The sequence below is a fragment of the Actinomadura sp. NPDC047616 genome, assembly GCF_040642915.1.
Lineage (GTDB): Bacteria > Actinomycetota > Actinomycetes > Streptosporangiales > Streptosporangiaceae > Spirillospora > Spirillospora miaoliensis.
In genome coordinates this window covers 21,623-44,968 of record NZ_JBEYTB010000024.1, presented here as the reverse complement: position 1 = coordinate 44,968, position 23,346 = coordinate 21,623, and the positions used below count along the sequence as shown (strand labels likewise).

The 23,346-nt window shown below is 68.4% G+C and carries 22 protein-coding genes and 1 pseudogene; 8 read left to right on the top strand and 15 right to left on the bottom strand.

The features are described 5' to 3' along the window. The first annotated feature begins 179 nt into the window (after positions 1 to 179). The 3 genes from ABZ801_RS38175 to ABZ801_RS38165 all read left to right on the top strand — a co-directional run bounded on the left by ABZ801_RS38175 (position 180) and on the right by ABZ801_RS38165 (position 3,886). Positions 180 to 1,490 carry a histidine kinase gene (locus ABZ801_RS38175; RefSeq protein ID WP_360707939.1) on the top strand — a complete coding sequence of 437 codons (1,311 nt, stop codon included), beginning with the start codon at positions 180 to 182 and terminating at the stop codon, positions 1,488 to 1,490. A gap of 8 nt (positions 1,491 to 1,498) precedes the next feature. Next, positions 1,499 to 2,155 carry a response regulator transcription factor gene (locus ABZ801_RS38170; protein WP_360707936.1) on the top strand — a complete coding sequence of 219 codons (657 nt, stop codon included), beginning with the start codon at positions 1,499 to 1,501 and terminating at the stop codon, positions 2,153 to 2,155. Between the two features lie 102 nt (positions 2,156 to 2,257). Beyond that, positions 2,258 to 3,886 (top strand): carboxylesterase family protein, encoded by a 1,629-nt coding sequence (locus tag ABZ801_RS38165; RefSeq protein ID WP_360707934.1) that lies wholly within the window; start codon positions 2,258 to 2,260, stop codon positions 3,884 to 3,886. A gap of 233 nt (positions 3,887 to 4,119) precedes the next feature. On the opposite strand, the gene ABZ801_RS38160 is transcribed toward ABZ801_RS38165, so the two are convergent. The 3 genes and pseudogenes from ABZ801_RS38160 to ABZ801_RS38150 form a co-directional block, all read right to left on the bottom strand. Beyond that, the gene (locus tag ABZ801_RS38160) at positions 4,120 to 4,977 is read right to left on the bottom strand and encodes a right-handed parallel beta-helix repeat-containing protein (RefSeq protein WP_360707931.1); all 858 of its coding nucleotides are present in this window, start codon (positions 4,975 to 4,977) and stop codon (positions 4,120 to 4,122) included. Between the two features lie 124 nt (positions 4,978 to 5,101). After that, positions 5,102 to 5,296 (bottom strand): annotated as a pseudogene (locus ABZ801_RS38155) (DUF1565 domain-containing protein); the annotation flags it as partial. A gap of 697 nt (positions 5,297 to 5,993) precedes the next feature. Further along, positions 5,994 to 6,269: a carboxymuconolactone decarboxylase family protein gene (locus ABZ801_RS38150; protein WP_360707929.1), complete on the bottom strand. Its 276-nt coding sequence runs from the start codon at positions 6,267 to 6,269 to the stop codon at positions 5,994 to 5,996. Positions 6,270 to 6,723: 454 nt separating this feature from the next. Here ABZ801_RS38150 and ABZ801_RS38145 point away from each other — a divergent pair, with 454 nt between their 5' ends. The 3 genes from ABZ801_RS38145 (at position 6,724) to ABZ801_RS38135 (ending at position 10,216) form a co-directional block, all read left to right on the top strand. Next, positions 6,724 to 7,902 carry an HNH endonuclease signature motif containing protein gene (locus tag ABZ801_RS38145; RefSeq protein WP_360707926.1) on the top strand — a complete coding sequence of 393 codons (1,179 nt, stop codon included), beginning with the start codon at positions 6,724 to 6,726 and terminating at the stop codon, positions 7,900 to 7,902. Positions 7,903 to 8,030: 128 nt separating this feature from the next. Then, a complete protein-coding gene (locus ABZ801_RS38140; protein ID WP_360707923.1) occupies positions 8,031 to 9,020 on the top strand; it encodes a hypothetical protein in 990 nt (329 codons plus the stop codon). Positions 9,021 to 9,406: 386 nt separating this feature from the next. Continuing rightward, the gene (locus tag ABZ801_RS38135; RefSeq protein WP_360707920.1) at positions 9,407 to 10,216 is read left to right on the top strand and encodes a hypothetical protein; all 810 of its coding nucleotides are present in this window, start codon (positions 9,407 to 9,409) and stop codon (positions 10,214 to 10,216) included. A 43-nt stretch (positions 10,217 to 10,259) separates the two neighbouring features. Here ABZ801_RS38135 and ABZ801_RS38130 read toward each other — a convergent pair whose 3' ends face one another. Then, the gene (locus ABZ801_RS38130) at positions 10,260 to 10,583 is read right to left on the bottom strand and encodes a hypothetical protein (protein ID WP_360707917.1); all 324 of its coding nucleotides are present in this window, start codon (positions 10,581 to 10,583) and stop codon (positions 10,260 to 10,262) included. A gap of 163 nt (positions 10,584 to 10,746) precedes the next feature. Next, complete coding sequence (locus tag ABZ801_RS38125; RefSeq protein ID WP_360707914.1) at positions 10,747 to 11,508, bottom strand: ATP-binding protein; 762 nt, start codon at positions 11,506 to 11,508, stop codon at positions 10,747 to 10,749. 918 nt (positions 11,509 to 12,426) lie between these two features. On the opposite strand from ABZ801_RS38125, the gene ABZ801_RS38120 reads away from it, so the two are divergent. Next, entirely contained in the window at positions 12,427 to 13,281 is an 855-nt protein-coding gene (locus tag ABZ801_RS38120; RefSeq protein WP_360707912.1) for a helix-turn-helix transcriptional regulator, read from the top strand. Between the two features lie 17 nt (positions 13,282 to 13,298). Beyond that, positions 13,299 to 13,502 (top strand): DUF397 domain-containing protein, encoded by a 204-nt coding sequence (locus tag ABZ801_RS38115; protein WP_360707909.1) that lies wholly within the window; start codon positions 13,299 to 13,301, stop codon positions 13,500 to 13,502. A gap of 165 nt (positions 13,503 to 13,667) precedes the next feature. Here ABZ801_RS38115 and ABZ801_RS38110 read toward each other — a convergent pair whose 3' ends face one another. From ABZ801_RS38110 to ABZ801_RS38065, 10 genes are all read right to left on the bottom strand, one after another. Further along, on the bottom strand, positions 13,668 to 14,081 hold the full coding sequence (locus ABZ801_RS38110) for a hypothetical protein (protein ID WP_360707906.1): 414 nt from the start codon (positions 14,079 to 14,081) through the stop codon (positions 13,668 to 13,670). Positions 14,082 to 14,842: 761 nt separating this feature from the next. Then, entirely contained in the window at positions 14,843 to 16,573 is a 1,731-nt protein-coding gene (locus ABZ801_RS38105; RefSeq protein WP_360707903.1) for an amidohydrolase, read from the bottom strand. A 113-nt stretch (positions 16,574 to 16,686) separates the two neighbouring features. Next, entirely contained in the window at positions 16,687 to 18,039 is a 1,353-nt protein-coding gene (locus ABZ801_RS38100) for an MFS transporter (protein ID WP_360707900.1), read from the bottom strand. A gap of 263 nt (positions 18,040 to 18,302) precedes the next feature. Further along, positions 18,303 to 18,836: a flavin reductase family protein gene (locus ABZ801_RS38095; protein WP_360707897.1), complete on the bottom strand. Its 534-nt coding sequence runs from the start codon at positions 18,834 to 18,836 to the stop codon at positions 18,303 to 18,305. A gap of 16 nt (positions 18,837 to 18,852) precedes the next feature. Next, positions 18,853 to 19,197, bottom strand: coding sequence for a cupin domain-containing protein (locus ABZ801_RS38090; RefSeq protein ID WP_344955610.1), 345 nt, complete (start codon positions 19,195 to 19,197; stop codon positions 18,853 to 18,855). A gap of 16 nt (positions 19,198 to 19,213) precedes the next feature. Further along, positions 19,214 to 20,668, bottom strand: a complete 1,455-nt coding sequence (locus ABZ801_RS38085) for a 4-hydroxyphenylacetate 3-hydroxylase N-terminal domain-containing protein (protein ID WP_360707894.1) — start codon at positions 20,666 to 20,668, stop codon at positions 19,214 to 19,216. Then, complete coding sequence (locus tag ABZ801_RS38080) at positions 20,668 to 21,351, bottom strand: DUF2848 family protein (RefSeq protein ID WP_360707891.1); 684 nt, start codon at positions 21,349 to 21,351, stop codon at positions 20,668 to 20,670. Before ABZ801_RS38080 ends, ABZ801_RS38085 begins: the two co-directional genes overlap by 1 nt. Continuing rightward, on the bottom strand, positions 21,348 to 22,160 hold the full coding sequence (locus ABZ801_RS38075) for a carbon-nitrogen family hydrolase (RefSeq protein ID WP_360707888.1): 813 nt from the start codon (positions 22,158 to 22,160) through the stop codon (positions 21,348 to 21,350). Before ABZ801_RS38075 ends, ABZ801_RS38080 begins: the two co-directional genes overlap by 4 nt. Continuing rightward, positions 22,157 to 22,846: a GntR family transcriptional regulator gene (locus tag ABZ801_RS38070; RefSeq protein WP_344955617.1), complete on the bottom strand. Its 690-nt coding sequence runs from the start codon at positions 22,844 to 22,846 to the stop codon at positions 22,157 to 22,159. The genes ABZ801_RS38075 and ABZ801_RS38070 overlap by 4 nt, the downstream gene beginning before the upstream one ends. A 205-nt stretch (positions 22,847 to 23,051) precedes the next feature. Beyond that, positions 23,052 to 23,201 carry a hypothetical protein gene (locus tag ABZ801_RS38065; protein ID WP_360707886.1) on the bottom strand — a complete coding sequence of 50 codons (150 nt, stop codon included), beginning with the start codon at positions 23,199 to 23,201 and terminating at the stop codon, positions 23,052 to 23,054. Positions 23,202 to 23,346: the final 145 nt, after the last annotated feature.

The window sequence follows — 23,346 nt, the reverse complement described above, 5'->3', positions numbered from 1 at the left end:
CCGCACCCCACTCCCCGAACCCCGGAGAGCCTCTGGCTTCGCATGCAGGGGCGTACGCGCCGGCCAGTGTCCTCACAGGCGTGGGACGTCCCAGAGACGTGCGAACAGGTGCGGTGGTGTATGCGCCCTGAGGGGCTCATGGCGGCGGCTGTGCGAATCTCGAGAAAGGTGGGTAGACGATGGGCTTGCGTGTGCCGCTGGGCCTAAGCGTGTCCCGGACCGATGCCGCCGTGGGGGCCGTCGTCATCCTGCTGACGGTCACGCCCGCGTTCGTCCCGCACGTGCAGCCGTGGTGGGTGGTGACGCTGGCGGTCCTCACGTCCGTGCCGGTGCTGTGGCGGAACAGGGCGATGTTCGCCGTGGGCGCCGTGGTGGGGGGCGCGATGATGACGCTCGCGCTCACCTACAAGGTGCTGCCCGACCCGCCTCTGCTGCTCCTGCCGTACGGGGTCCTGGTCTGCGTCTTCACGTTCGCGGCCCGCACGATGCCCCTGGTGCCGCGCGCGGTCAGCACCGCCGCCCTCGTCATCGGCGTGGTGGTGTCACTCGTCGTCCCGCACGAGAACCTGGAGACGTCCCGCTACCTGGTCACCGCGGTCGTCGCCGCGTACGCGCTCGGGCTGGGCCGACGCGCCAGGCGCTCCGCCGAGGCCGCAAAACGCTCGGCGGAGGCGGCCGAACGCGCGGCACGGCTCGCCGAACGTGAGCGGGAACGCCGCCTCGTCGAGGAACGCGCCGCCGCCGTGGAACGCGAACGCACCCGCATCGCCCGCGACATGCACGACATCCTCACCCACTCGGTCGGGCTCATGGTCGTACAGGCCGAAGCCGGGCCGCTGGTCGTCCGCGACCGCCCGGCGCAGGCCGAGGCGGCGTTCGAGGCCATCGCGGAGACAGGACGCGACGCCATCGCCCAGCTCCGCCTCATCCTCGGCTCCCTGCGCGGCAACCCCGAAGGCAAGCCGCCCGTCCCACCTGCCCGGGCCGCATCCGGACCGGCACTGGCGCAGCAGCCTGCCCCGACCACGCAACGAACGTCCTCCGCTACGTCCCCGCGCACGGCGCCGGCCACCACGCAGCACGCGACCTCCGCCAGAACCCAGCGCGCCGCCGTGATGCCCGGGCTGGACGGTATTCCGTCCCTGATCACCAACGCCCGCCGGGCGGGCCTGGACGCCGAACTGGAAACGCTCGGCGAGCCCTCGAAGGTCCCGTCCGACGTGGGCGTCGCCGCGTACCGCATCGTCCAAGAGGCGCTCACCAACACCATCCGGCACTCCGGCGCGCAATCCGTGCGCGTACGGCTCAGCTGGTCGCCCACCGTTCTGGAGCTCACCGTGACCGACGACGGCCCAGGCGCCGACGAGGAACCCCGCGAGGGACACGGCATCATCGGAATGCGCGAACGGGTGGCGGCCTGCGGCGGCACCCTGGACGTGCGCCGAGGACGACCGGGTTTCGTCGTCACCGCAAGACTGCCGATCGGATGAAGGCCGACATGCTCCGCGTACTCATCGCCGACGACCAGGACCTCTTCCGCGGCGGCTTCGCCATGATCCTCAACGCGCACGACGACATCACCGTGGTCGGCGAGGCCGCCGACGGCGCCGAGGCGATCGCCAAGGCCGTCGAACTGGAACCCGACCTGGTGCTCATGGACATCCGCATGCCCGGCGTGGACGGCGTCGAGGCCACCGCCGAGGTGTGCCGCCGCACCACCGCCAAGGTTCTGGTGCTGACCATGTACGACGTCGACGAGTACGTGTACGAGGCGCTGCGCGCGGGAGCCAGCGGCTTCCTCCTCAAGGACGTGCGGCGCGACGACCTGGTGCGCGCCGTCCGGCAGGTGGCCGGGGGCGAGTCGCTGCTGGCCCCGAGCATCACCCGCCGGCTGATCGCCGACCTGGTCGGCCGGGGCCGCGCCCGCCCCGGGCTGAGCCGCCGCCTGGCCGAGCTGACCGAACGAGAAGTCGACACCCTCCGGCAACTGGCGAGGGGCCGCTCCAACGCCGAGATCGCCGCGGAACTGGTGGTCAGCGAGCACACCGTCAAGACCCACGTGAGCAACGTGCTGACCAAGCTGGGCCTGCGCGACCGCGCACAAGCCGTCGTCTTCGCCTACGAGTCCGGCCTCGTGGTCCCCGGCGACGCCTGATCTCCCTCACGCGAGGGAGACGCACATCGCCCTTCCCGGCGATCCGGCCGAGCACCCCGAAGCCCGAACCTCGCAGCAGCCTTCGAACACAGGAGACTGCTCATGCGAAAAACCGCCGCACTCGCAGCGGCCGCCGCCCTGCTGCTGACGTCCGCATGCTCGGCGTCGGCAACGTCCGTCGCCGCGTCGAGTCACGCGTCATGCGAGACGACGACGACCCTCGGCAAGATCAGCGGCGCCGCCCGCAACGGCCTCTGCGTCTTCCGCGGAATCCCCTACGCGGCACCGCCGACCGGAGACCGCCGCTTCCGCCCACCCCAGCCGGTCGCCTCCTGGCGCGGAAAGACGCTCCAGGCCACCAACGACAAGGCCGTCTGCCCGCAGGACCGCGACGGCCTCTCCGAGGACTATCCGGACGACCGCTCCGTCTACACCGACGAGGACTGCCTCTACCTCAACGTGTGGACGCCGCGTCCCGACCAGCGCAAACGGCCCGTCATCGTGTTCGTCCACGGCGGCGCCGCCCGTTTCGGCACCGCCAACGAGCCCCGCTACGACGGCTCGCAGCTCGCCACCCGCGGCGACGCGGTCGTCGTCTCCCTCAACTACCGGCTCGGCATGCTCGGCTGGACGGAACTGGGCGACCTCGACCCCTCCTACCGCGGCTCCGGCAACAACGGCCTGCGCGACCAGATCGCCGCCCTGACCTGGGTGCGCGACCACGTGGCCGACTTCGGCGGCGACCCCGCGAACATCACCGCCGTCGGCGAATCGGCGGGCGCGTTCTCCCTCAGCGCCATGCTCGCCACCGCCCACCCCGAGCGGCTGTTCCGCCGCGTCGTCCTCCAGAGCGGCAGCGGCGCGCTCGTCCAGTCCGCCGCGTACAAGCGCCGGATGGCCGCGACCCTCCCCGTCAAATCCATCGAGGAGCTGCGACGCATGCCGGTCGCCCGGCTCCTCGAGATGCAGGAGAAGACGATCGAAACCGCCTCACCAGGCGTCCTCGGCGCCCTGCACTTCGGCCCGTACGTCGACGGCACGCTCGTCCGCGGCCCGGTGACCGAGCGCGTCGCCGCCGGCAACGCCCGCCGCGTCGACATCCTGCTCGGCACCACCCAGGACGAAATGAACTTCTTCGGCCAGCTGGGCCCCGACGCCATGCGCGCGATCGCCGCCCAGTACCAAGACGTCTTCTTCCCCCGCGAACTCGCCGCGCGCCGCGAACAGATGACGTCCGTCTACCGCAGGGGACGCTCCCCGCTCGACGCCTCCCTCGCGATGTTCACCGACCAGGGAATGCGCGTCCCCGCCCTCCGCCTGGCCGAGGCCCAGAGCCGGTGGCGCCCCACCTACGTCTACGAGTTCGGCTGGCGTCCCCCGTCCGGCTTCGGAGCCGTGCACACGATCGAACTGCCCTTCATGTTCGGCACGTTCCGCTTCAACGGCATCCTCGGCGGCGCCGAAGGCTTCGCCGCCGACCGCGCCCGCCTCACCACACTCTCCGATCAGATGCTCGACGCCTGGACGACCTTCGCTCGCACCGGCACCCCGAACAAGGGACACGCCCCCCACCGCAGCCAGGCGTCCGCCCGCCCGTACTGGCCCGCGTACCGAGCACCACAACGCGCGACGATGATGTGGAACACCTCGTCGACCATCGCGAACGACCCACGCGGCAACGAACGAGCCCTCTGGAACGGCTACACCTTCCCCCCGTTCGACCTGCCCTGACACCCCTCCAGGCCGCGCTCTGGTGACGCCCACGCCGCCGTGACCGCACGATGCGTGGCGCCCTGAGCAGGCATCTGAGGCAGTGCTCCCACGCCACGTCGTAGGCGTACCTCGGCCGCGCTCAGCCCTCCGCCTGGCGTGCCGGGCCGGGCCGCCGGCTACTCCCACCCGGCGGCCCAGCCCGGCGATCAACGAACACCGCACCGTTTGGCCGACCACGGCGTCCGCCGAGTTCAGAGCCGCGCCCCCAGGTCCGCCCCGTTCTTGGGACGCAGGAACTCCGAGGACCGAATCGACCCGTCCGCATTCCGCGGCCCGGTGATGACCGAGGCGTCCGTGCTCACCAACGACGCGTCGTTCCAGGTGCCGCCCAGGTTCCACGAGTTGCCGCTGCCGCCCGAGTTCGACCCCAGCGAAACGGCCGTGCCGTTGCTCGCCGACAGGTTCCTCGTCAGCGTCGAGTCCGAGTCGGCGAAGTCGAAGCCGTTGCCGGGGTTCTTCCAGGCCGTGCTGCGCTCGATCGTCAGAGAGCCCGGGTTCCCGTTGTCGATGAACCCGGCCACGGCGTTCTGCCAGGCCATGCTGTTGCGGACGATGTGATTCGCCGCCGGATCCGGGTCGCCGCCGCCCATCTTGAACCCGTTGCCGTCACCGGTGTAGTCGGGCAGGTTCCACCGATTGAACCCGTTACCGTACGCGACACTGCCTTCTATCCGGATCGGCGACAGGAACTCCCACGCGTCGAACCCGTCGTCGGAGTTGTTCCACAACCTGGCGCCGCGCACGACGTTCCCCGTGCCCGACCCCTCCTTGATGGCCAGGCCGTCCGCGCTCTCCCCGTTCTTGCGCGGATCCCGGTTCCCGTAACTGTCCAGGTTGATGATCTGGTTGTTGCCGGACGAGCCCTGCAGGTGCAGCCCGCTCTCGTAGTTGTCCCTGGTCGTGAGCCGCTCGAACACATTGTTGCCGGCGTCCAGCCCGAAGATCCCGTACGGCCCGTGGACGATCTCCAGCCCGACGACCCGCCAGTAGTGGCCCTCGATGTGCAGCGCGCCCCGCTGCGCCCCGCGGAATGCTCGACCCCACCGCACCAGGCGTGTACGGCATGTTCTCCCCGTCGATGACGACCCGCTCACTGCCGTAGGCCGTCAACGTGATCGGGGCACTCGCCGACCCGTTCTTGTTCAACTGGACGTTGGCGCTGGGCGCGTACGTCCCACCCCGGACGTAGATGGTCGTCCCCGCCTGCGCCAGGTCGACCGCCTTCTGAATCGTCGCCAACGGCTGGGCCTGCGTCCCCGGATTACCGTCACTCCCATTGGTCGCCACATACAACTCACTCGCCGCCTGCGCGGACGTCGCCCCCACCGAGACGACCCCCACCGCCGCCGCCGCGAGCACCGACCCCATCACGCCGACGCACCGGAGAAACGCCATGCTCCACCTCTCCGCGTTTGGTACGGGCGCCCCAGGCTAAGGAAAGCGCTTTCCAGAGACAAGCCCCGTTTTCACACCCATTCACACACGCCCCCGCCACCTGCCCCCGGAAGCAGCCCAAGCCACCCCCACCCGCCCGCCGCCCCGCCCCCGACCCTCCGCGGCCCGGCAGCCACCCGCGGCCCGCCACAGGCGCCGGCTTTCCAGAAGATGTTGCGCAGCCCAAGGACCGGCAACCTCACTCGCAAGTACGAGCGCCGCGCAACCACCCGCCGCAGACCTCTTCAGTCGATCCGCCCAGCGGTGGAGCCCGAACACGTTCTCCACACCCCAACGACGCACTTTCTGTGGACCTTGGCGAGCCCGCCCATCCCCGCTGGACGACAGATGCCAAGACCTGGCAGCGGAGCGACACGTCCAGAAACAGCCCTCAAGGCCGGTGCTACCCCTGGACGCGCGCCCCGGCGTCGCAGCGCTCCGAACCTCAGCCCCAGGTCGTGCCCGCGGGCTCCTTGATCGTCGTGTTGATCCGGTTGAAGAAGTTCGTCGTCGCGATCACCAGGATGAGCGCCGCCAACTGTTTCTCGTCGAAGTGGTCGGCCACCTCGTCCCACAGCTCGTCCGGGACGGACTCATGCGACCGGTCCGCCAGCCGCGTGGCGGCCTCCGTCTACTTCAGCGCCGCCCGCTCCGCGTCGCTGAAGAACGGCGCCTCCCGCCACGCCACCACCGCCGCGATCCGCTCCTCGCTCTCGCCAGCCTTTCTCATGTTGATCACGTGTGCGTGCACGCACGCACTGCACCCGTTGATCTGGCTGGCCCGCAGTCCCACGATCTCCTGCAGCCCCTGCGAGAGCCCACCCTGATCGACCGCCTTCAACAGACTCCCGGCGCCCTTCATCGCCTCCGGCAGCACGTAGGCGGCATTCGTCATCCGGGTCACCACAGCCACTCTCCTCAGGTCTCCTGCAGCCGCCCGCCTCAACCGAACGACTGTCACCTCTCCCTGACGAATCACCTCCACTCGATGTGACGACCCCACCCAAAGACCCAGATGTCCTCCTGAGCTGCTGCAGAGACAGCCATGACGCACCTCAGATACCGGGAAGCCGCCGTACGGCACCCAACGTCGCGCGCTTCCCACCTCGCCCGTGCCAGGCATCAGCCCCGCTGCCCAAGCCCCAGTGCCCAGCGAAAGCAAAGGACAGGTGCCCAGGTCTGCGATGTACGGCAACAGCGATCCAAGGCGTCCACAAGTGCAGCTCCCCGAACGTCGGCGGCATCAACGCTTCTAGGGAGCCGTGCGACATCCGCCCGGGCGACCGGCCGGGCCGAAGCCGCCAGCGACACAGTCCACCTAACGGAAGAAATTGTCCCAACTCAGGCATAGCATCGCCCGCATGAGACTCTCGGCGATCACCCGTGAGGCCGTCCTGGACGCCATCGCCGAATGTGACCGACTGGGCCGGGAGCGCTTCCTCGACCAGTACGGCTACGACCCCGCCCGTAGCTACTGGCTGCGCCACAACGGCACGTACTACGACTCCAAGGCCATCGTCGGTGTGGCGTACCGCCACGTCTCCGGCAACCCCCTCGCGGCCGCCGACTTCTCCGGCGGCCAGCAAACCGTCGGCCGCCTCCTCACCAAGCTCGGCTTCGAGGTGATCGTGGACCAACCCTCCACGCCGCATCAACGACTACTCACGGCCGTGAAAGGGCTGCGCGTCGCCGGCACTCCGGACGGCCCCGCCCGACACCAGCCCCTCACCCTTCTCTGGGCCCTGGGCCGCGCCGCCCACCGCCGCCCCCGTTTGGTGACCTGGGAGAACAGCCACACGGAACTGCGTGGCCTGCTCCGCGAATACGGTCGGGCGAGCTCAAGACCAAGACCGGAATTCCCCTGGCTGGCTTTGGCGCGCACCGAGCTGTGGGAGCTTCACGGCCACACCGGCGACATCCCTCCCGCAAGCGGCGAGCCGATCAAGTGGATGGAAGCGCACAACCCCCACGGCGGCCTCACAACCTGGGCCTACGAACTCGTCGCCACCTCCGAGACAGCCCGCGCCGCCGTCATCGACGAGCTAGGCCATCGCTTCTGGGACGGACCCTGCCCCGACCAACTCCTCAAGGACGTCGGTCTCCTGCCAACAGGCCCCGTCCGTCCACCAGCACAGCCACCAAGCCCCGTCGAAGAGTACCTACGCCTCTGCCGAAAGATCGAAGCCGCCGAAGCCCGTGGCGACCACAACCGCACGACAAGCAACACTCGCACGCAGCCCGTCAGATCCGACGACTCGCGGCGAGCAGTCCTCCTCCGCAGCAACGGCCGCTGCGAGAACCCCCTCTGCACCGGCCAACCCGACGACGTCACCGACTCCGGCGATCCCATCCTCGAGATCGACCACATCGACGACCGCGCCAACTGGGGCCGCGACCACCCCGAACACATGATCGCCCTCTGCCCCAACTGCCACGCCATCAAGACCCGTGGTCGGACCAGCGGACAGCTTCGTGAACTTCTCCGAATCGAGGCCCGAGCGCGCCACAGCACTTGGATTTCGCACGTTGCCAACGGCTAAACAGAACCCTCTAGCCCGCCAGGGTGCTGCGACAGGTCCTCGGCTGCACTCCATGCTGGCCAGATTGACTGGGTTGGGCGGCATGAGGCTTCTGCACCCTATGTCCATTGTGGTTTAGAGTGCCGGGCATGGTGGCTGCGCAGATAGTGCCCGGGCAGGTCAAGACTCGGGCAGAGCTCAAGGTGCTGTTCGGAGGAGGTACTCAGGGAGGGATTTGTCCATCGGCTACGACGGCGAATGTGCTGGTCTTCACGGACCCAAAGGTCGGGGAAGCCCTGGGGTACCACGATGGGTGGTTGGCGGAGGAAGACGAGTACGGACCGGTGTTTGAGTACACAGGGCACGGTCCGGGTGATCAGACCTTCGTTGGGCGACACGGCACAGGGAACCGGGCGATCTTGCATCATGTCGACGATGGCCGGGCGCTGCGGCTGTTTAAAGCGGTGGGGAAGGTTCCCGGCAGCGGCACCAAGCGTCAGCGCTACCTCGGACAGTTCGAACTAGACAGCATCCAGCCCTACGTGATGCGTGAGGCGTTGAACGACAAGGGCATCATGCGGCGGGTGATTGTGTTCCGCCTGCGGCCCGTTGGGCAGGAGTTTGAGCGGCGGAACGAGGACGTGATCCCGCCGGCACCGGAAACGAAGGCGGTCGCTGTTGCGGCCGAGGTGACCAACAGCGCGGTCGTGGAGCCTGAGACAAACAAGAAGACCAAGAGCTCTCGGTCAGCAGCCCCGAAAACGGTGGCGGAGCGGCGTGAGGCTGAGCTGGCGGATAAGTTCCAGGCCTTCATGGGCGCCAGAGGGCGCAAGTTGGCGCGGTTCCAGATCAAGGTGAAGGGCCTGACAAGCACCCTGCTGACCGACCTGTACGACGAGCAGGCGCACGTGCTCTATGAACTAAAGGGCGCCAGCACACGGGAGGCGGTGCGGATGGCGATCGGTCAGCTGCTCGACTACAGCAGGCACGTCAAGCCCGCTGGACCCCAGCTGGCGGTGCTCTTGCCGGAGGAACCCCATGACGATTTGCGTGCTCTGCTGGAGTCGCTCGAAATTGCTCTCGCCTACTGGGACGGCAAGACCTTCGTCGGCGTTCCCGGCCTCAATGCTTCCAATTGATCACGTGACGAAAACGTCAAAACGAATTCTTCTGGAGGGGAATGCCGGCGGCGATCCGGCGGGGATACCCTAGCTCAGGGGTCGTGTAATCGCCTGGTCAGAGATCTCACATTGAATCTCATCTGCTCTGAGGGGCGGACCCCGGCCGACTGCTGCGTTGGGGGCCCGAGCAAGTCGCATGTGCGGGCTGGAGGCGCAACGGTGTACCCGTGTGGTCGTGTTGTGGCTACATCTGGGGTTGCAAGGGTGCTGGGGAGGGTTACGGCCGGAGCCGGATGCCGGGGTGATCATGGGCGGGAGAGGGTCGGCTCATGCGAATCCTCACTGTTTCCGCTCTCACTGTCTCTCTGCTGGCCACTGGTACCGCGGTCGCGGAGGCTCGGACTGTGCACGCCGCCGTGCCGCAGGCTCGGTTCTCCGCGATCACTGTCGCGCCCGGTGGGTTCACGGCCCCGGCCGTGGTGCCGCAGGACGCCACGTCGTTCCGGGTGACCACAACCGATCCCGACGGCGCCTACATCGGGCTGATCGGGCTGCGGGAGGGGGTGTCGCTCCAGCGCTACCTGGCGGATCTGGAACAGGCCTACGACGACACCGACCGCGAAGCGGCCATGGCCGGGTCGCGGGCCGTCGAGCGTGACGCGGTGATGTACGGCGGCGCGGCGGTGCTGCCCGATGTTTCCGTCACCTTCACTCCCAGGCTGCGGCCCGGCACGTACTACCTGATCGACTTCAAGGACGTCGGCTCTCCCGGCTTGGCGGACAAGGTGCGCAAGCTGCGCGTCGTCGGCGGGCACGGTGGTGCGGCCGTGCCCCGCGCCGAGGCGGAGATCGTGCAGGTGCAGACTGTGGACGGGCCCCGCTTCCGCGCCCCGGCAGAGTTGCGGGCCGGCGCCGCGGTGCGGGTGACCAACCATTCCCGTCAGTTCAATGAGGCGATCTTCATGCCAGTGCGCGAGGGGACGACCCGCGCGCAAGTCGGCGCCTTCTTTGCCGCCATGGAGGGCGGGCCGGCGGCTCCGTACCCGTTCGTCGCCGGTCCTGTGGGGATGGTGCCGCTGTCGCCGGGCCGTTCCACCGTCATCTCCGCTGCGCTGCGTCCGGGCACGTACGCGCTGGTGACCTGGATGACCGACTACCGCACGGGTCGCATGCACGCGGCCCAGGGCATGCACGAGATCATCACCGTGAAGTGATCTGAGGCGGTGGAAGAGCAGGGCCTTGTGGCCGTCGTCCGTGTCATTCGAAGGTCATGGGTTCGCCGCGCTTGAACCGGCGGTATTGCGTGCTGGTGGTGGTCAGGGGCATCAGTGGCCACACCGTCAGCTGGCCTGTGATCCGATCGACGACCAGGACGCGTTCGGTGCTCGGCTCGGGCAGGGCCGGGGGAGCGGGCAGAGCCGTGTGGACGTGGCGAGCCAGGAAGCCTTCGGGGAAGGGTTGGATCGAGATCAACGGCTCTTCCTCCCCGCTTTCCTTGAAGTGGCTACGGGCGCGTCGCCATGCTTCGGCGGCATCGATGGTGGCCAGGCGCAGGCCAACGTGGTGGACGGTACGGGGCATGTCGAACATGTTCTGAGATGTGGTGGTCGGGGATTCGCGGTTGCGGGTCTCTATGGGGTGAGCCGGAAGGGGTGCCCGGTCGGATGAGAATGCGACCGGGCACCCCTCGGCAGTGGGCTGGTTGTGCGGCGCTGTCGGCGAGAGGCGTGGACGGCCGGTGAGCTCAACGCGGGCCTGGTGCGCGGGCCGCCGTGTGTTGTTCGTGGTAGTGCAGGACGGACTCGGTGACCGACTCCAGGTCGAAGAACGGGCGGCGGATACGGTCGGCGTCGCCTGGCTTGAAGGCGAAGGCTTGGGGCTCTATCCACACGTTCAGGTCCGGTGGGACGCGGAGTAGGTAGACGCCGTTGAGACCGCCATTGAGATCGAGGGGTATGCCGCGCGCTGTGAGGAAGTTGGCCAGTCGGCGAGCCGCCTGAGCGGGGGTGACGTCGGCCGCGTAGGGCCTGAGCCAGTTGGACGGGAGGGCCAGCGCGCAGTGGACGGCCTTGCCCGGTGTCGGTGACGGGGCGAGGCGGGCGCGGGTGAGGTGGACGTCCCAGCCTTCCGTCACTGCGGAAACGATCGTGAGGCCGTTGCCGTGCTCCTCGAACGCGTCGCTGTCCTTGCGGCCGTTCTTCCATCGTCGGCAGGCGTCGAAGATTGATACGACCAGTTGCGGCTTCGGGCACATGCGCGCGTACGTCCACAACTCCATGGTCATTCGCGACTGGGGCGACCCTCCGTAGGCGGCGTGGACGAGGGCGTTGGTCGCCAGTTCGCTGACGGCGAGGGCTGCCGCGTCGATCAGGTCTTCGGGCAGGCCGGCGGAGACGAGCGTGGAGGTGAGCAGCGACCTTGCCATCCCCGCGCAACTGGCGTCGACGGGCAACTGCCAGGCGCGGGCACCCCCGTCCTGCAGGGCGTGGTGGAGGGGGACGGTCATCGCGGGCGTCTCCCCGTGGAGAACGCGACGGCGCTCGCCGGCCGCAGGTTGTGGGTGCTGGGCAGCGGAAGTAGGCGGCGCAGCATCGTCCGGAGCGTCGTACGGCGGCGTGGCTTCTCGTGGCGTCCGCAGGCCGGTGCCGTCTGCTGCCGGTATGCGTGAGTCGGAGGCGGAGCGCTTCGCCATTGCGGTTGGCGCCGAGGCGTGGGGAGCTGCGGTCGCAGGGACGGTGGTCGGCCGCTTTCGCGAGTCATGGTGGCGAGTTGGCGGCTCAGCTCGGTTGGGTGCTCCGCGCTGATGAGGTGGTGGCGTCCGCTTCGGTCAAGCGCCAGCGCCCAGTATTCGCCCGTGAAGTCGCCGTACCAGATGGGGGTTTCCGGGAAGCGAGTCCGGAGTTTGGCCACTTCCTGGTCAGGGTCCAGGACGGCCACGCCCCATGGGGGCGCGGCCGCTACGACACCCATGAGACGCCTCCGCGCGAGGACGCGGCGCGCCGCGAGATCCTGCGGGTGGCGACAGGCTCCGCCGGACTGGCGCAGCTCTTCGTAGGATTGCCCATGGATTGAACCTCCAGAGTTCGATCAAGGCCCCGGCCGGTGATGCCGCACCGCGTCCGGGGCCGCCCTAGTCAGAGGTCAGCGCTTCTAGGCCAAGTCCCGCTGTCCCTGAGGGCGGATACATCGCGTTGCTCCCTGGCTGCCTATTTGTCGGATTTCTGTCGGCCTCAATGCGCTCCGGTCGTCCTGGATCTGTGACCTTGCGCGTACGGTGCGTCATCAACGCTCACTCATAGTCCTAGGGGTGCAACGACGACGCAAGTCTTCTCTGCAAATTTTTCAGAGGTGTGGCAACGTACTGCGCTAGGTTGATGTCACTCCGTAGCGGGTGGACTATCCAGGCCGACAGATGGAGCTATCGATGGCTGAGCGATCGCCGAACATTCGCGAACGCCGACTCGTCACCGAGATCAAGAAGGCGAGGGAGGCCGCAGGATTGACGCTCGTCGAGGTCAACAAGCGTCTGGGCTGGTCGATCAGCATGCTCAGCCGTATCGAGACCCACAAGCGAAGAATCAAGGCGGGGGAACTCGCTGAGCTGTTGGATCTCTACGGCGTCAAGGGTGAGCGCCGTGAACGTCTGTTGAGCCTTGCTCGTTCATCGCGTGAGACCGGGTGGTGGGACACGTACGCTGGCGCACTGTCTTCCGAACTCACCAACTACTTGAGTCTGGAGGCTGAGGCTGCGGGCCTCGACTGCTACGAGTCGATGGTCTTCCACGGGCTCCTGCAGACGCCGGAGTACGCGGAACGCGTCATACGCAGCGGACTGATGTCGTTGGCACCTCCGCAGGAGGTCGCCCGCCGTGTCGAGGTACGTATGAACCGACAGGAACTCCTAACCCGAGACGAGTCCTTCTCGCTCTGGACGGTCATTGACGAATCCGTGCTGAGCCGCATGATCGGCGGTCCTGAAGTCATGCGCGCCCAGTTGGAGAAGGTCGCCGAGGTCGCGCAGCGACCCAACGTCACCATCCAGGTACTGCACACCCGTCCCGAAGCCCATCCCGCTCTCTCGGGCACCTTCTCGATCATGAAGTTCCCTGGCAAGTACGACGCGGACGTCGTCTACGTGGAGACCATGACCGGCAGTCTGTATGTAGAGGATGAAAGCGACGTTCACCGCTATAACCTGGCGTTCAACCAACTACGTGCCATAGCGCTTGGCCCGGACGAGTCCGTAGAGCTCATCACCGAGTCGGCTGAACGGCTGTGACAGCGAAGGAGACGCGGATGACCGCACCTGACCTTTACCGCGCCAGATGGCGCAAGAGCCGCCGCAGCGAGGGTTCCAATGCCTGCGTCGAGGTAGCTGGCGCACACCAGGCGATCGCAGTACGGGACTCGAAGGATCCGGAGGGTCCTCATCTCGTGCTGACGCGGAGTGCCTGGCAGGGGCTGGTTCGTCAGGCCCGCGGCGGGGCGCTTGACCTCTGAAGGGGAGCGTGGAGTGACCGGTAGCCGGTCGCAAGGCGCACGCTCCCTCAAGGTGGTTGATGCGGTGGCGTGGGGTGGCGCGATGTGGAGTCGGTTTGCGTGGTGTGGGCCGTCTCGTCGGGGGCGTGGCGCCAGGGGGTGGTGATCTCCTTGATGCGGGCTGGCTCAGGTCGTCTTTGGTGGCTGGCTGATTGCTTCGGTGACGGCGTCCCACTCGTCGGGGCGGGACATCCAGCGGTTGACTGGGAGTTTCTTGCGCTTGCCGTCTGCCTGGACCAGGACGATTCGTCGTCCATCCACGATGAGGGTGTCGTCGCTCGTCCCCTGGAAGGAGCGGCGGGTGCCGATCGGGGCGATCACCTCCAACGTCCGGGTGTGCGTGGTGTAGGTGAAGTACGTGCGGGTCAGGAGGAGTGCGCCGAGCACGATGAACAGCGCACCGAGCACCAGGTTGACAAGTCCGGGGGCCAGTAGCCCCAGCACGAAGTTGACCACGCCGAGGACGAGGAACAACCATGCGACGGGCGGGTTGTACCGGACCTGCAGGGTGGTACGGGGAGGACGGAGGGGATCGGCCACGATCGGGTCCTTTCGTCGCCGCCCATGATTGTTCAGTCGCCCGCGCGGTAGCGGTGGCGCCGGTGGCCGGTTGCGGTCGCTGTGGGACGCAAATCGAGCGCGGCAGCGGTCTGAAGGAGAGGCGCCGCCATCCCAGCGTCGACGTTTCACGTTGTGGTCGGCATACGGCGCGAGGGCGAGATGGTCACACCGGCAGTGACTGCGTCGAGGTCGCCGATGGGAGATGCCTGATCACGACTCGAAAGACCCGTCGGTTCTTATGACCTTCACGCGAATGGCTTGGCGGTTGGTCTGCCGAGGGTGCGGCGGCGAGTTTGATCTCTGATGTGCGGGTGGCCGCATCTGGCCTCTTTCGGCCCTCTGCGCGAGCACGGCTGTGGACGAGCTGCTGTGAGGCTTGTTTGTGATTCGACGCGGGGTGGACTGTCTAGGCAGGGGGCGGTCAGCCGGGGGATGCGTGAGCTGCAGGGCGGCGGCGCGGTAGTCGGCCGGGGGAGTGCGCGAGCTATGAAGGGTTCGCGAGGGAGGGCGTAGCGGCAAGCGGTGTGCTGCAGCCTGGCTGCTGGCGAGGTGGTGCGGAAGCGACAGGTTGGGTGCTGCTTGTCCTTGGTTGAGGTTCGTCCCTGCCTGTGGGGGCCGTAGGGCGGCGGAGGGGTACGCGACGCGTGGGTGCCTCCGCCGCCCTGTTCATTCGGCTCGGGTTCGTTGGTGGCAACTGCGGTGGCGGCTGAGGGAGTCGCCACCGCAGTTGCTGGTACCTGCTACCCGAAGGACGGGCCGCGGTAGGTTTCCTTGCCCTCGAACAGCGTCAGCACCACCTTCTTTTCGCTTATCTGGGTGACCGGAGTCGCGAAGAGGTTCTGCTCGATCACGACGAGGTCCGCCTTCTTGCCCACCTCGATCGATCCTCGTTCGTTCTCCGCGAAGATCATGTGCGCGCCGTTGATGGTGTAGCTGGTGATCATTTCGGGCAGGGTCGCACGCTCCTTCGGCCAGGCGGCTTGGTCCAGGTCCTCCTCGCGCGTCGTGGTGGGGTCCAGCCTGGTCATGCCGACCTCGATGCCGGTGAGGGGGTACATGTCCTGTTCGAATGTGTCGCTCGAGGGGAAGTCGCTCGACGAGACGACCGGGATGCCGGCGGTCAGGTAGCTCTTGAAGCGGTTGAGGTTGTTCAGCTTGTTCCGTGGCACATCGTCGTACCAGTCCTTGCCGAACCACGGCGGCTGCGGAACCGGAATCACCCCGAGTCGTTGGAGCCTCTTCACGTCGTCCTGTTTCACCCAGTCGGCGTGGGTCACGACATGGCGGGAGTCTCGCTTCCCGTTCTTCTTGGCGGCGTATTCGAAAGCGTCCAGGGCATTGCTCGACGGATAGAATTCCGGGTTCCCGATGGCGTGGACGTAGACGCGGAATCCTTCCTTGTCGAGTGCGGCGACGGTCTGCTCCAGGACCCGCTGGTCCCACACCAGCTGACCGGCGCCGACCCCGTCGGCGAAGATCTTGATGGTGTCGATCTTGTAGCGCTCGCCCTGGTACTGGGCGCGCAGCGCGACGAGGTCGTCGACCTGCTCGGTTCCCCGGTTCTCGTCGGCCCAGAGTCCGAGATCGAACCGGACGGTCAGTTCGCCGGCGTCGTCCATCGCCTCGAACGCCTTCAGGAGGTTGACCGTCGGGTAGTGCACCGGGACGAACGTCGAGGTGATGCCGTCCGCGGCGGCGGTCTGCTGCCACTTCTCGATGGTCTGCCGGTACTGGTCCACCGTGAAGTCCGGCTGCGGGAGGGCGTTGATGATCAGGTTCTGTGCCGAGAACTCGTGGACGATCCCGTTGGGCTCACCGGTCTTTTCGTCCCGTTCGATGATGCCGCCGGGCGGGTTCTTCGTGTCCTTGGTGATGCCGGCGAGCTCGAGAGCCTTCGAGTTGACCAGCAGGCTGTGGTGCCCGTTGGAGATGATCACTACGGGGATGTCGGGCACCACCGCGTCGAGAAGCTCCCTGGGCATCACGCCGGCCGCCTTGGCGTCGCTCGCGGCGCTGTCCCACCCGACGCCCCGCAACTGCTTGGCGTCCGGGTTCTGCGCGCGCCACTTCCGGATCGCGTCCTGTCGCTTCGCCACCGTGTCATGGGGGTTCAGGCTCAGCCAGAACAGGCTTTCGGCCATCAGGTAGGCATGGTTGTGGCCGTCGACGAAGCCGGGCGTCATCATCTTGCCGCGGAGGTCGATCACCTTGGTCTTCGAGCCGGTGAACGCCGCGGCGCCTCGGTTCGAGCCGACGTACACGATCTTGCCGTTCTTGACGGCGACGGCCTGGGCCCAGCTCCTGCGCTTGTCGACCGTATAGATCTGGCCGTTCCGCAGGACCATGTCCGCCGCCCGGGTCGAAGCGGACGGTGGAGCGTCGGCGGCACCTGCCGTGGCGGCGCCGACGCCGGCGAGCAACGAGCTCGCGAGTACCGACGTCAGGACGAGTGACCTGGACTTTCTGACCATGGCGCACCTTTCGATCATCGGGGGGAGAGTGGTGTGCCGGCAGTGCGCGCCGTGAGATTGATGTACGAGGGCGCGCGGGGGCCGGGAGCTGTTCGCCTCGGCGAGGAGGCCTTCTAGCTCTGCCGCGACGGCTCGGGCGTGTTCGGCACGTCGACGTTGGCCAGGTCGATGGTGCGCGTCTCCTTGGCGATCAGTGTGGCGACCAGGGAGATGGCGCCCATGGCGGCGAGGTAGGCGCCGATGGCGTAACCGGTGCCGAACCGGCTGTAGAGGGCGACGGCGATGATGGGCGCCAGCGAGCCGGCGAGCACGGACGCGAGGTTGTACGCCAGCGAGATGCCGGAGTAGCGGATCTCGGTGGGGAAGAGTTCGGAGAAGAAGGCGCCGATGACCGCGCTGAAGGCGGCGAAGATCAGCAGTCCGCCGGCGACGGCCGCGATGATGGCGCCGGTGTTCCTGGTGTCGAGCAGGGCGAAGAAGGCGAAGCCCCAGATGATGGTGGCGACGGAGGCGGCGAGGTAGATGGGGCGGCGTCCCACGCGGTCGGCCATGACGGCGAACAGCGGGATGGTGACCACGGCGATGCCCTGGCCGATCATGACCGCGGTGAGCCCGATGGACTTGTCGAGGTCGAGCATCTCGGTGACGTAGGTGATCACCAGCAGGGAGTAGATGTAGAAGCCGGCGTTCTCGCCGAAGCGGGTGGCGGCGGCCAGCACGACCTGGCGCCAGTGGTGGCGGACGACCACTCCGACCGGCAGCCGCGGCGGCCCGCCGGACTGGGCCGCCTCCGCCTGCTTCCAGAGCGGGGTCTCGGCGACGTACAGCCGCAGCCACAGGCCGATGATCACGAGCAGGGCGGAGAGCGCGAAGGCGATGCGCCAGCCCCAGTCCAGGAAGGCGTCCTCGGACATGACCGCGCCGAGCAGGGCCAGGACGCCGGCCGCCAGGAGGTTCCCCAGGGGCGGCCCGACGTTGGGCCAGGATGCCCAGAACGCCCGGCGGGTCCGGTCACCGTGCTCGGACACCAGGAGGACCGCGCCGCCCCACTCGCCGCCCAGGGCGAATCCCTGGACCAGCCGCAGCAGGACCAGGAGGGCGGGGGCGGCCGCGCCGAGTACCGAGTACGGCGGGAGCAGCGCGATGAGGAACGTGGCGGCCCCCATCAGCAGCAGGCTGGCGATGAGGGTGGCGCGCCGCCCCCTGCGGTCGCCGTAGTGGCCGAGAACGGCCGCGCCGACGGGGCGGGCGACGAACCCGACCGCGTAGGTCGCGAACGCCAGCATCGTGCCCACCAGGGGATCGGCCTTGGGGAAGAAGAGCTGGTTGAACACCAGTGCGGAGGCGGTGCCGTAGAGGAAGAAGTCGTACCACTCCACGGCGGTGCCGGCGAGGCTGGAGCCGGCGATGAGCGGCAGGCTGGTATGCGCCGTGCGCTTGCTAGGTTGGACAGCGGTGTCGGTCATGTCGACCTCCTGGGGTCGAGTCCGAGCGCGTTGGTGGAGACGAGGCTCTGGGTGGGAGAGCGTGGATCGGTACCTGTCGGCCCCGGCGGCTGTGGGCGCAGCCGCCGGGGCCTCTGAGGCCGGGGGAGATCGGATCGTGTCGGTGGCCTAGGCCGGTGGCCTTGGGCGTGGCCGCCTCGGCTGCCTCGGCTCGTGGCCTGGACGGCACTCGGCGGTGCGGGGCATGACCTGGTCGGCTACGGACGGGGCTGGGGGTGCTGAGGCTAGAAGGTCCAGTGGACGGGTTCGTGTCCGCGGTCGACGATGTCGCTGAACCTGCCCGCGAGGAATCCGAGGGGTTCGCCCTCGCGCTCGCAGATGCTGCGGACCTGTCCGATGACGACGACGTGGTCGCCGGCGACGAAGTGCCGTTCCACCTCGCATTCCAGGTGGGCGAAGGCGTCCGGGATCACCGGCACCTCATGCCGCTCGTAGGTCACTTCGAGCCCGGCGAAGTGGTCCTCCCCTCGCCGGGCGAAGCGCAGGGCGAGTTGCTCCTGGCGGGCGGAGAGGATGCTGACCGCGAACCGTCCGGCCCGGGTGACCGCGTCGGTGCTGCGCGCGCCGATGGTCAGGCACACCAGCAACAGAGGCGGGTCGAGCGAGACCGAGGTCAGCGAGTTGACCGTCATGCCGTGCGGCGTGCCGTCGACACTGGTGGTGACCACGGCCACGCCGGTGGCGAAGCGCCCCATGGCGCGGCGCATGGTCAGCGGGTCGATGGCGGCGTTCGCGGCGGCGAGGTCGGTGGAAGGCATGCGGCCTCCAGGGTGATCAGGCGCGGTAGCGCACTTCGAACGTCAACACGCCTTCGTCGGTGCGCCAGGGGCCGTGCGGCATGCCCGGCGGACGGCAGGCGTACATGCCCTTGGTGAAGGTCTTGCCGAGGGTGAGGTCGGTGAAGGAGCCTTCGAGGATGTAGACCTCCTCCCAGAAGTCGTGCTTCTGCACGCCCATCGGGGTGGAGTCGGCTCCCGGCTCGTAGCGCAGGATGCGGGTGGCGACGCCGGTGTCGGGGTCCGCCGCGAGGATCCGTTCGAGGATCTTCGGGTCGTCGCCCGGGCAGATGGTGAAGTCCACGTCGGTGACCGGGAAGAATTCCCGCTCGGGCTTGCTCATGGTGCTCCCTCGGATGTCAGGCGCGGTCGGCGATGTCGTAGCCGGCGAGGAAGGACTCGACGGCGGCCACGGGCTGGTCGAAGCCGTAGTTGCGGAAGGCGTAGCCCTTCACGACGAACGGCGCGCCGGCGTAGAAGAGTTCGTACTGGTGATGGCGTCCGGCGAACTCGCTGCCGATGGCGTCCCAGGCGAGCTTGAACAGCTTCACGCGTTCCTCGGCGGGGGCGTTCGGGCTGTAGATGTAGCGGTCGATGTCGGCACGGGTCTCCGGGTTCGTCATGTCGGCGACGCTGGACGGAACCTGCAGGACGCCGCCGCCGACGAGGTCCCGCAGGATCGCCAGGACGCGGGGATAGAGTTCGGACTGCAGGCCCATCGCCCCGTAGAGGGCTCGCGCGCCGGGGCGCCACAGGCCCTGCTCGTCGGGGGCGGCGGTGTATTCGGCGGCCAGCACCGCGGACTCGACGAGGGAGACCAGGCTGGCCAGCTCACCGAGCTTCTCCACCACGCCGGGGAACTTGTCGACGCCGTTCACCATGGCCACCTTGCGGGCCAGTCCGGCCAGGAACTGCAGCTTGACCGAGAAGCGGATCTGCGCCTGCCAGTTGCCCAACGCGTGGGCGCCGGTGTCGAAGAACTGCCGCCGCAGGCCGGCGACGTCCCGGTAGACGAACACCCGCTCCCACGGTACGAACACGTCGTCGAACACCAGCAGGGCGTCGGTCTCGTCGAATCGGGTGGTCAGCGGATAGTCGTAACCGCTGGTCGCCGCGGGCGCGTACGGGCGGCGGCAGTACAGCTTGAGCCCTTCGGCGGCGACCGGCACGGCGAAGCTGATCGCGAAGTCGGTGTCCTCGGGCGTCAACGGCTTGATGCACGACACGAAGATCTCGTCGGCGACCGCGCCGCCCGTGGCCAGCATCTGCGCGCCGCGCACGACGATGCCGTCCGGACGCTCCTCGGCCACACCGGCCTGGACCAGTTCGCCGTCCCACGCGTGCGCGGTGGTGGCCCGCGAGACCTGCGGCGGGATGATCGCGTAGGACACGTAGAGGTCCTCCTCGACGATCCGCCGCTGGTACGCCGCGACGTTGGCGGCGAAGTCGTGATCGCCACCGGCGAAGGCCTCCGGGTGCGCCGCGAACGCGGCCAGGAACGCGCCGACGTGATCGGGGCTGCGCCCCACCCAGCCGTGCGTGTGGCGCGCCCACGCGGTGGCCGCCTCGCGGAACGCGGTCAGGTCCGCTCGGCTGCGCGGGATCGTGAACAGGCGGTTCACGGTCGCGCCGGTGTCGGGGTCCGTACAGGTCAGGCCGGACGCCGGGTCGGCGGCGATGTCGAACAGCTCGGCGATCGTACGCGCGATGGGCGCGAACGCCGGATGGTGGGCCACATCCTGCACGGCTTCACCGTCGAGATAGACGCGGCGGGCGTCCTTCAAGGAGGTCAGGTAATCGGATCCGGTTCGCATCACAAGTTCCTCTGCTTGGTCTCGTAGACGTGGGTCAGGGCTTCTCCTCCAGGCAGTTCCAGGCGCATCTGCCAGTGGGTCCCATGGACGAAGGTCCCGCCGAGGAGCGGCAGCGTGCCGCAGAACAGGACCACGCTCGGCGGAACGGCACCGACCACGTCGCTCATCTGTTCCAGCAACTCGGCGGGATGCCGCAGGACGGACACGCTGCCGTGCTGGTACGGCGCCTCGTCCACGGTGCAGCCGGCGACCAACGCGTCCCAGTCCAGCGAGGCCAGGTCGGGGCCGAGGTCGACGACGGTGTTCCCGATCGGCTTCGGGCAGGCGGCCTTCGACTCGGCGACGCCCGTGCGCTCCAGCTCACGGTCGGTGTGGTCGGACCCCACACCGAGGAAGTAGCGCCCGCCCGTGCGGATGATCACCGGCTCCACCTCCCCCGAGGTCGACGCGCCGTCGACCTCGACCACCGGCTCGGTGGTCAGCAGGGCGGTGTCGAGATCGTAGAAGGCCGGCACGCTCGGCGGACGCGGTACCCCGATCGCCTCCAGCTCGGTGATGTGGGCCTCGACGGCCGCCACGTCGCGCGCGGTGTACCCCGCGACGATCAGCTTGTCCGGAACGACCGTGAGTCGTTCGCCGGAACCGGCGACGTGCACGGTCACCGGCGCGGGACGGTCGGTCATGATCTCCTCACCTCTCGGCTCTGCCCGGCGTGCGGCCACCGGCGGTCGGCCAGCACCGGGAACTCGGCGCGCACCTTTCCGACCACGGCCGGGTCGATCTCGCAGAACGTGACGCCCTCCGCGGTGCCCGCCTCGGCGAGGACGGTCCCCCACGGGTCGACGACGCGGCTGTGCCCGCCGAGCACGACGCCACCGTGCTGGACACCGACCGCGTTGCACGCGATCAGCAGCACCTGCTCTTCGACGGCACGGCAGGTGGTGAAGAGGCGCCAGTGCTCACGCCGTGCCTCCGGCCATGCGGCCGGCACCACCACCGTCTGCGCGCCCCGGTCGACCAGGTCCCGCCACAACTCTGGAAAACGCAGGTCGTAGCACGTGGTGGCACCCACGGGCCCGAACGGGGTCGCGCACACGTCCAGCGTGTCACCGGGTGTCAGCAGCTCCGCTTCCCGCGAGGCGTACCCGAACACGTGCACCTTGCGATAGGTGTGCGCGATCTGGCCGTCCGGCGCGATCAGCACCGCGGTGTTGAACAGCCGGCCGGTGTCATCCCGTTCCACGATGCTGCCCGCGTGGACGTATGCGTCCAGCTCTCTGGCCCACTCGCGGGCAGCGGTCACCGTCGGGCCGGCCAGTGTCTCGGACCGCTCGGTGTAGCGGTCGAACGCGAAGTATCCGGCCGCCCACAGCTCCGGCAGCACCACCAGGTCGGCGCCCCGAGCCTGGGCCACCATCGCGGCCACCCGTTCCCGGCGCTCGGCCGGCGGCTCCTCCGGGGGACTGGCCACCTGTACCAGCGCGACCCTCATGACAGGCCCACCACGGAATGCTCTGTACCGTTCCAACCGGAGACATCGGGTAGGTGCAGAGCCGCCATCGTGCTGGACAAATGCGCGGTCAGCGCGGCACCGGCGGCCGTCGCCTCTCCGGTCCGCAGCGCGGCGACGATGGCGGCGTGCTCATCGAGGACGCCGCGGGCGCGGTCGTGCTCGTTGGCCACCGCGTGCAGGCCCATCCGGACCTGCCGTTCCCGCAACGACTCGTAGAACTCGGCGAGCACCGGATTGCCGGCCCGACGCACGATCGCCCGGTGGAACGCCCGGTCCAGCTCAATGAAGGTGACCGGATCGCCGATCATCCGCTCCTGTTCGGCCAGCAACGACTCCAACTCGCTGATGAGGCCCGTGCTCGCGGGTGTGACCTGCCGGACGCACCAGTCCTCGACCAGTTCGCGCGCCTGCATCACCGCACGAACCTCGTCGTCCGTGATCGGCGGTACAAAGACGCCCTTCTTCGGCACGATCTGCAGGAAGCCCTCGGCCTCCAGCCGCAGCAGTGCCTCGCGCACCGGAGTCCGCGACGTGCCGGTCTCCCGTGCCACCTCCGCCTCGCTCAGGAACATGCCCACATGCCGCGGTGAACGCGCGATGTGCTGCTTGAGCCACCGGTACGCCACATCCTGAGCAGACCCTCCGTCATCTCGTAGACCGCTCATAGGAAGCTTGTATACATGACGCCGACAAGGCTGACAAGAGGTCACTTACCGCGTCCCACCACCACTGTGCGGCGCTCGGACACTGAGTTCCGGGGCACTGTCCGGGAGTCGGTGGGCGAGGCGCTGATCAGCTTGGAGTTCAGAGCGATGCGGTAACCGTGGTGCGGCGCCAGCGCGTTGAGCGCGGCCCTCCAGCCCGTGCCAGTCACGCCCGCAGCGGCTGCCGGATGACCAGGTAGAGCAGCTTGAGCGCGGCCTGCTCGGAGGGGAGCGCCCGGGCGGCCCTGGCGGAACCGCGCGTTCGGGGTCCCAGCGGGTGCACGCTCTCCAACGGCCAGGCTCGCCAGGTCTCCATCTCCTTCGTGCGGGGACCAACTCCACCGCGGCGATCTTCAGTGGGGTGGAGCTGCCGAGCAGGGACGCGCCCATGGTCGGCGGGCGGAGGGAAGGGGGCGGTGGGGGGCGGAGGCGCCGGGGGCGCCGGTGCGGCTGGCGTGGGC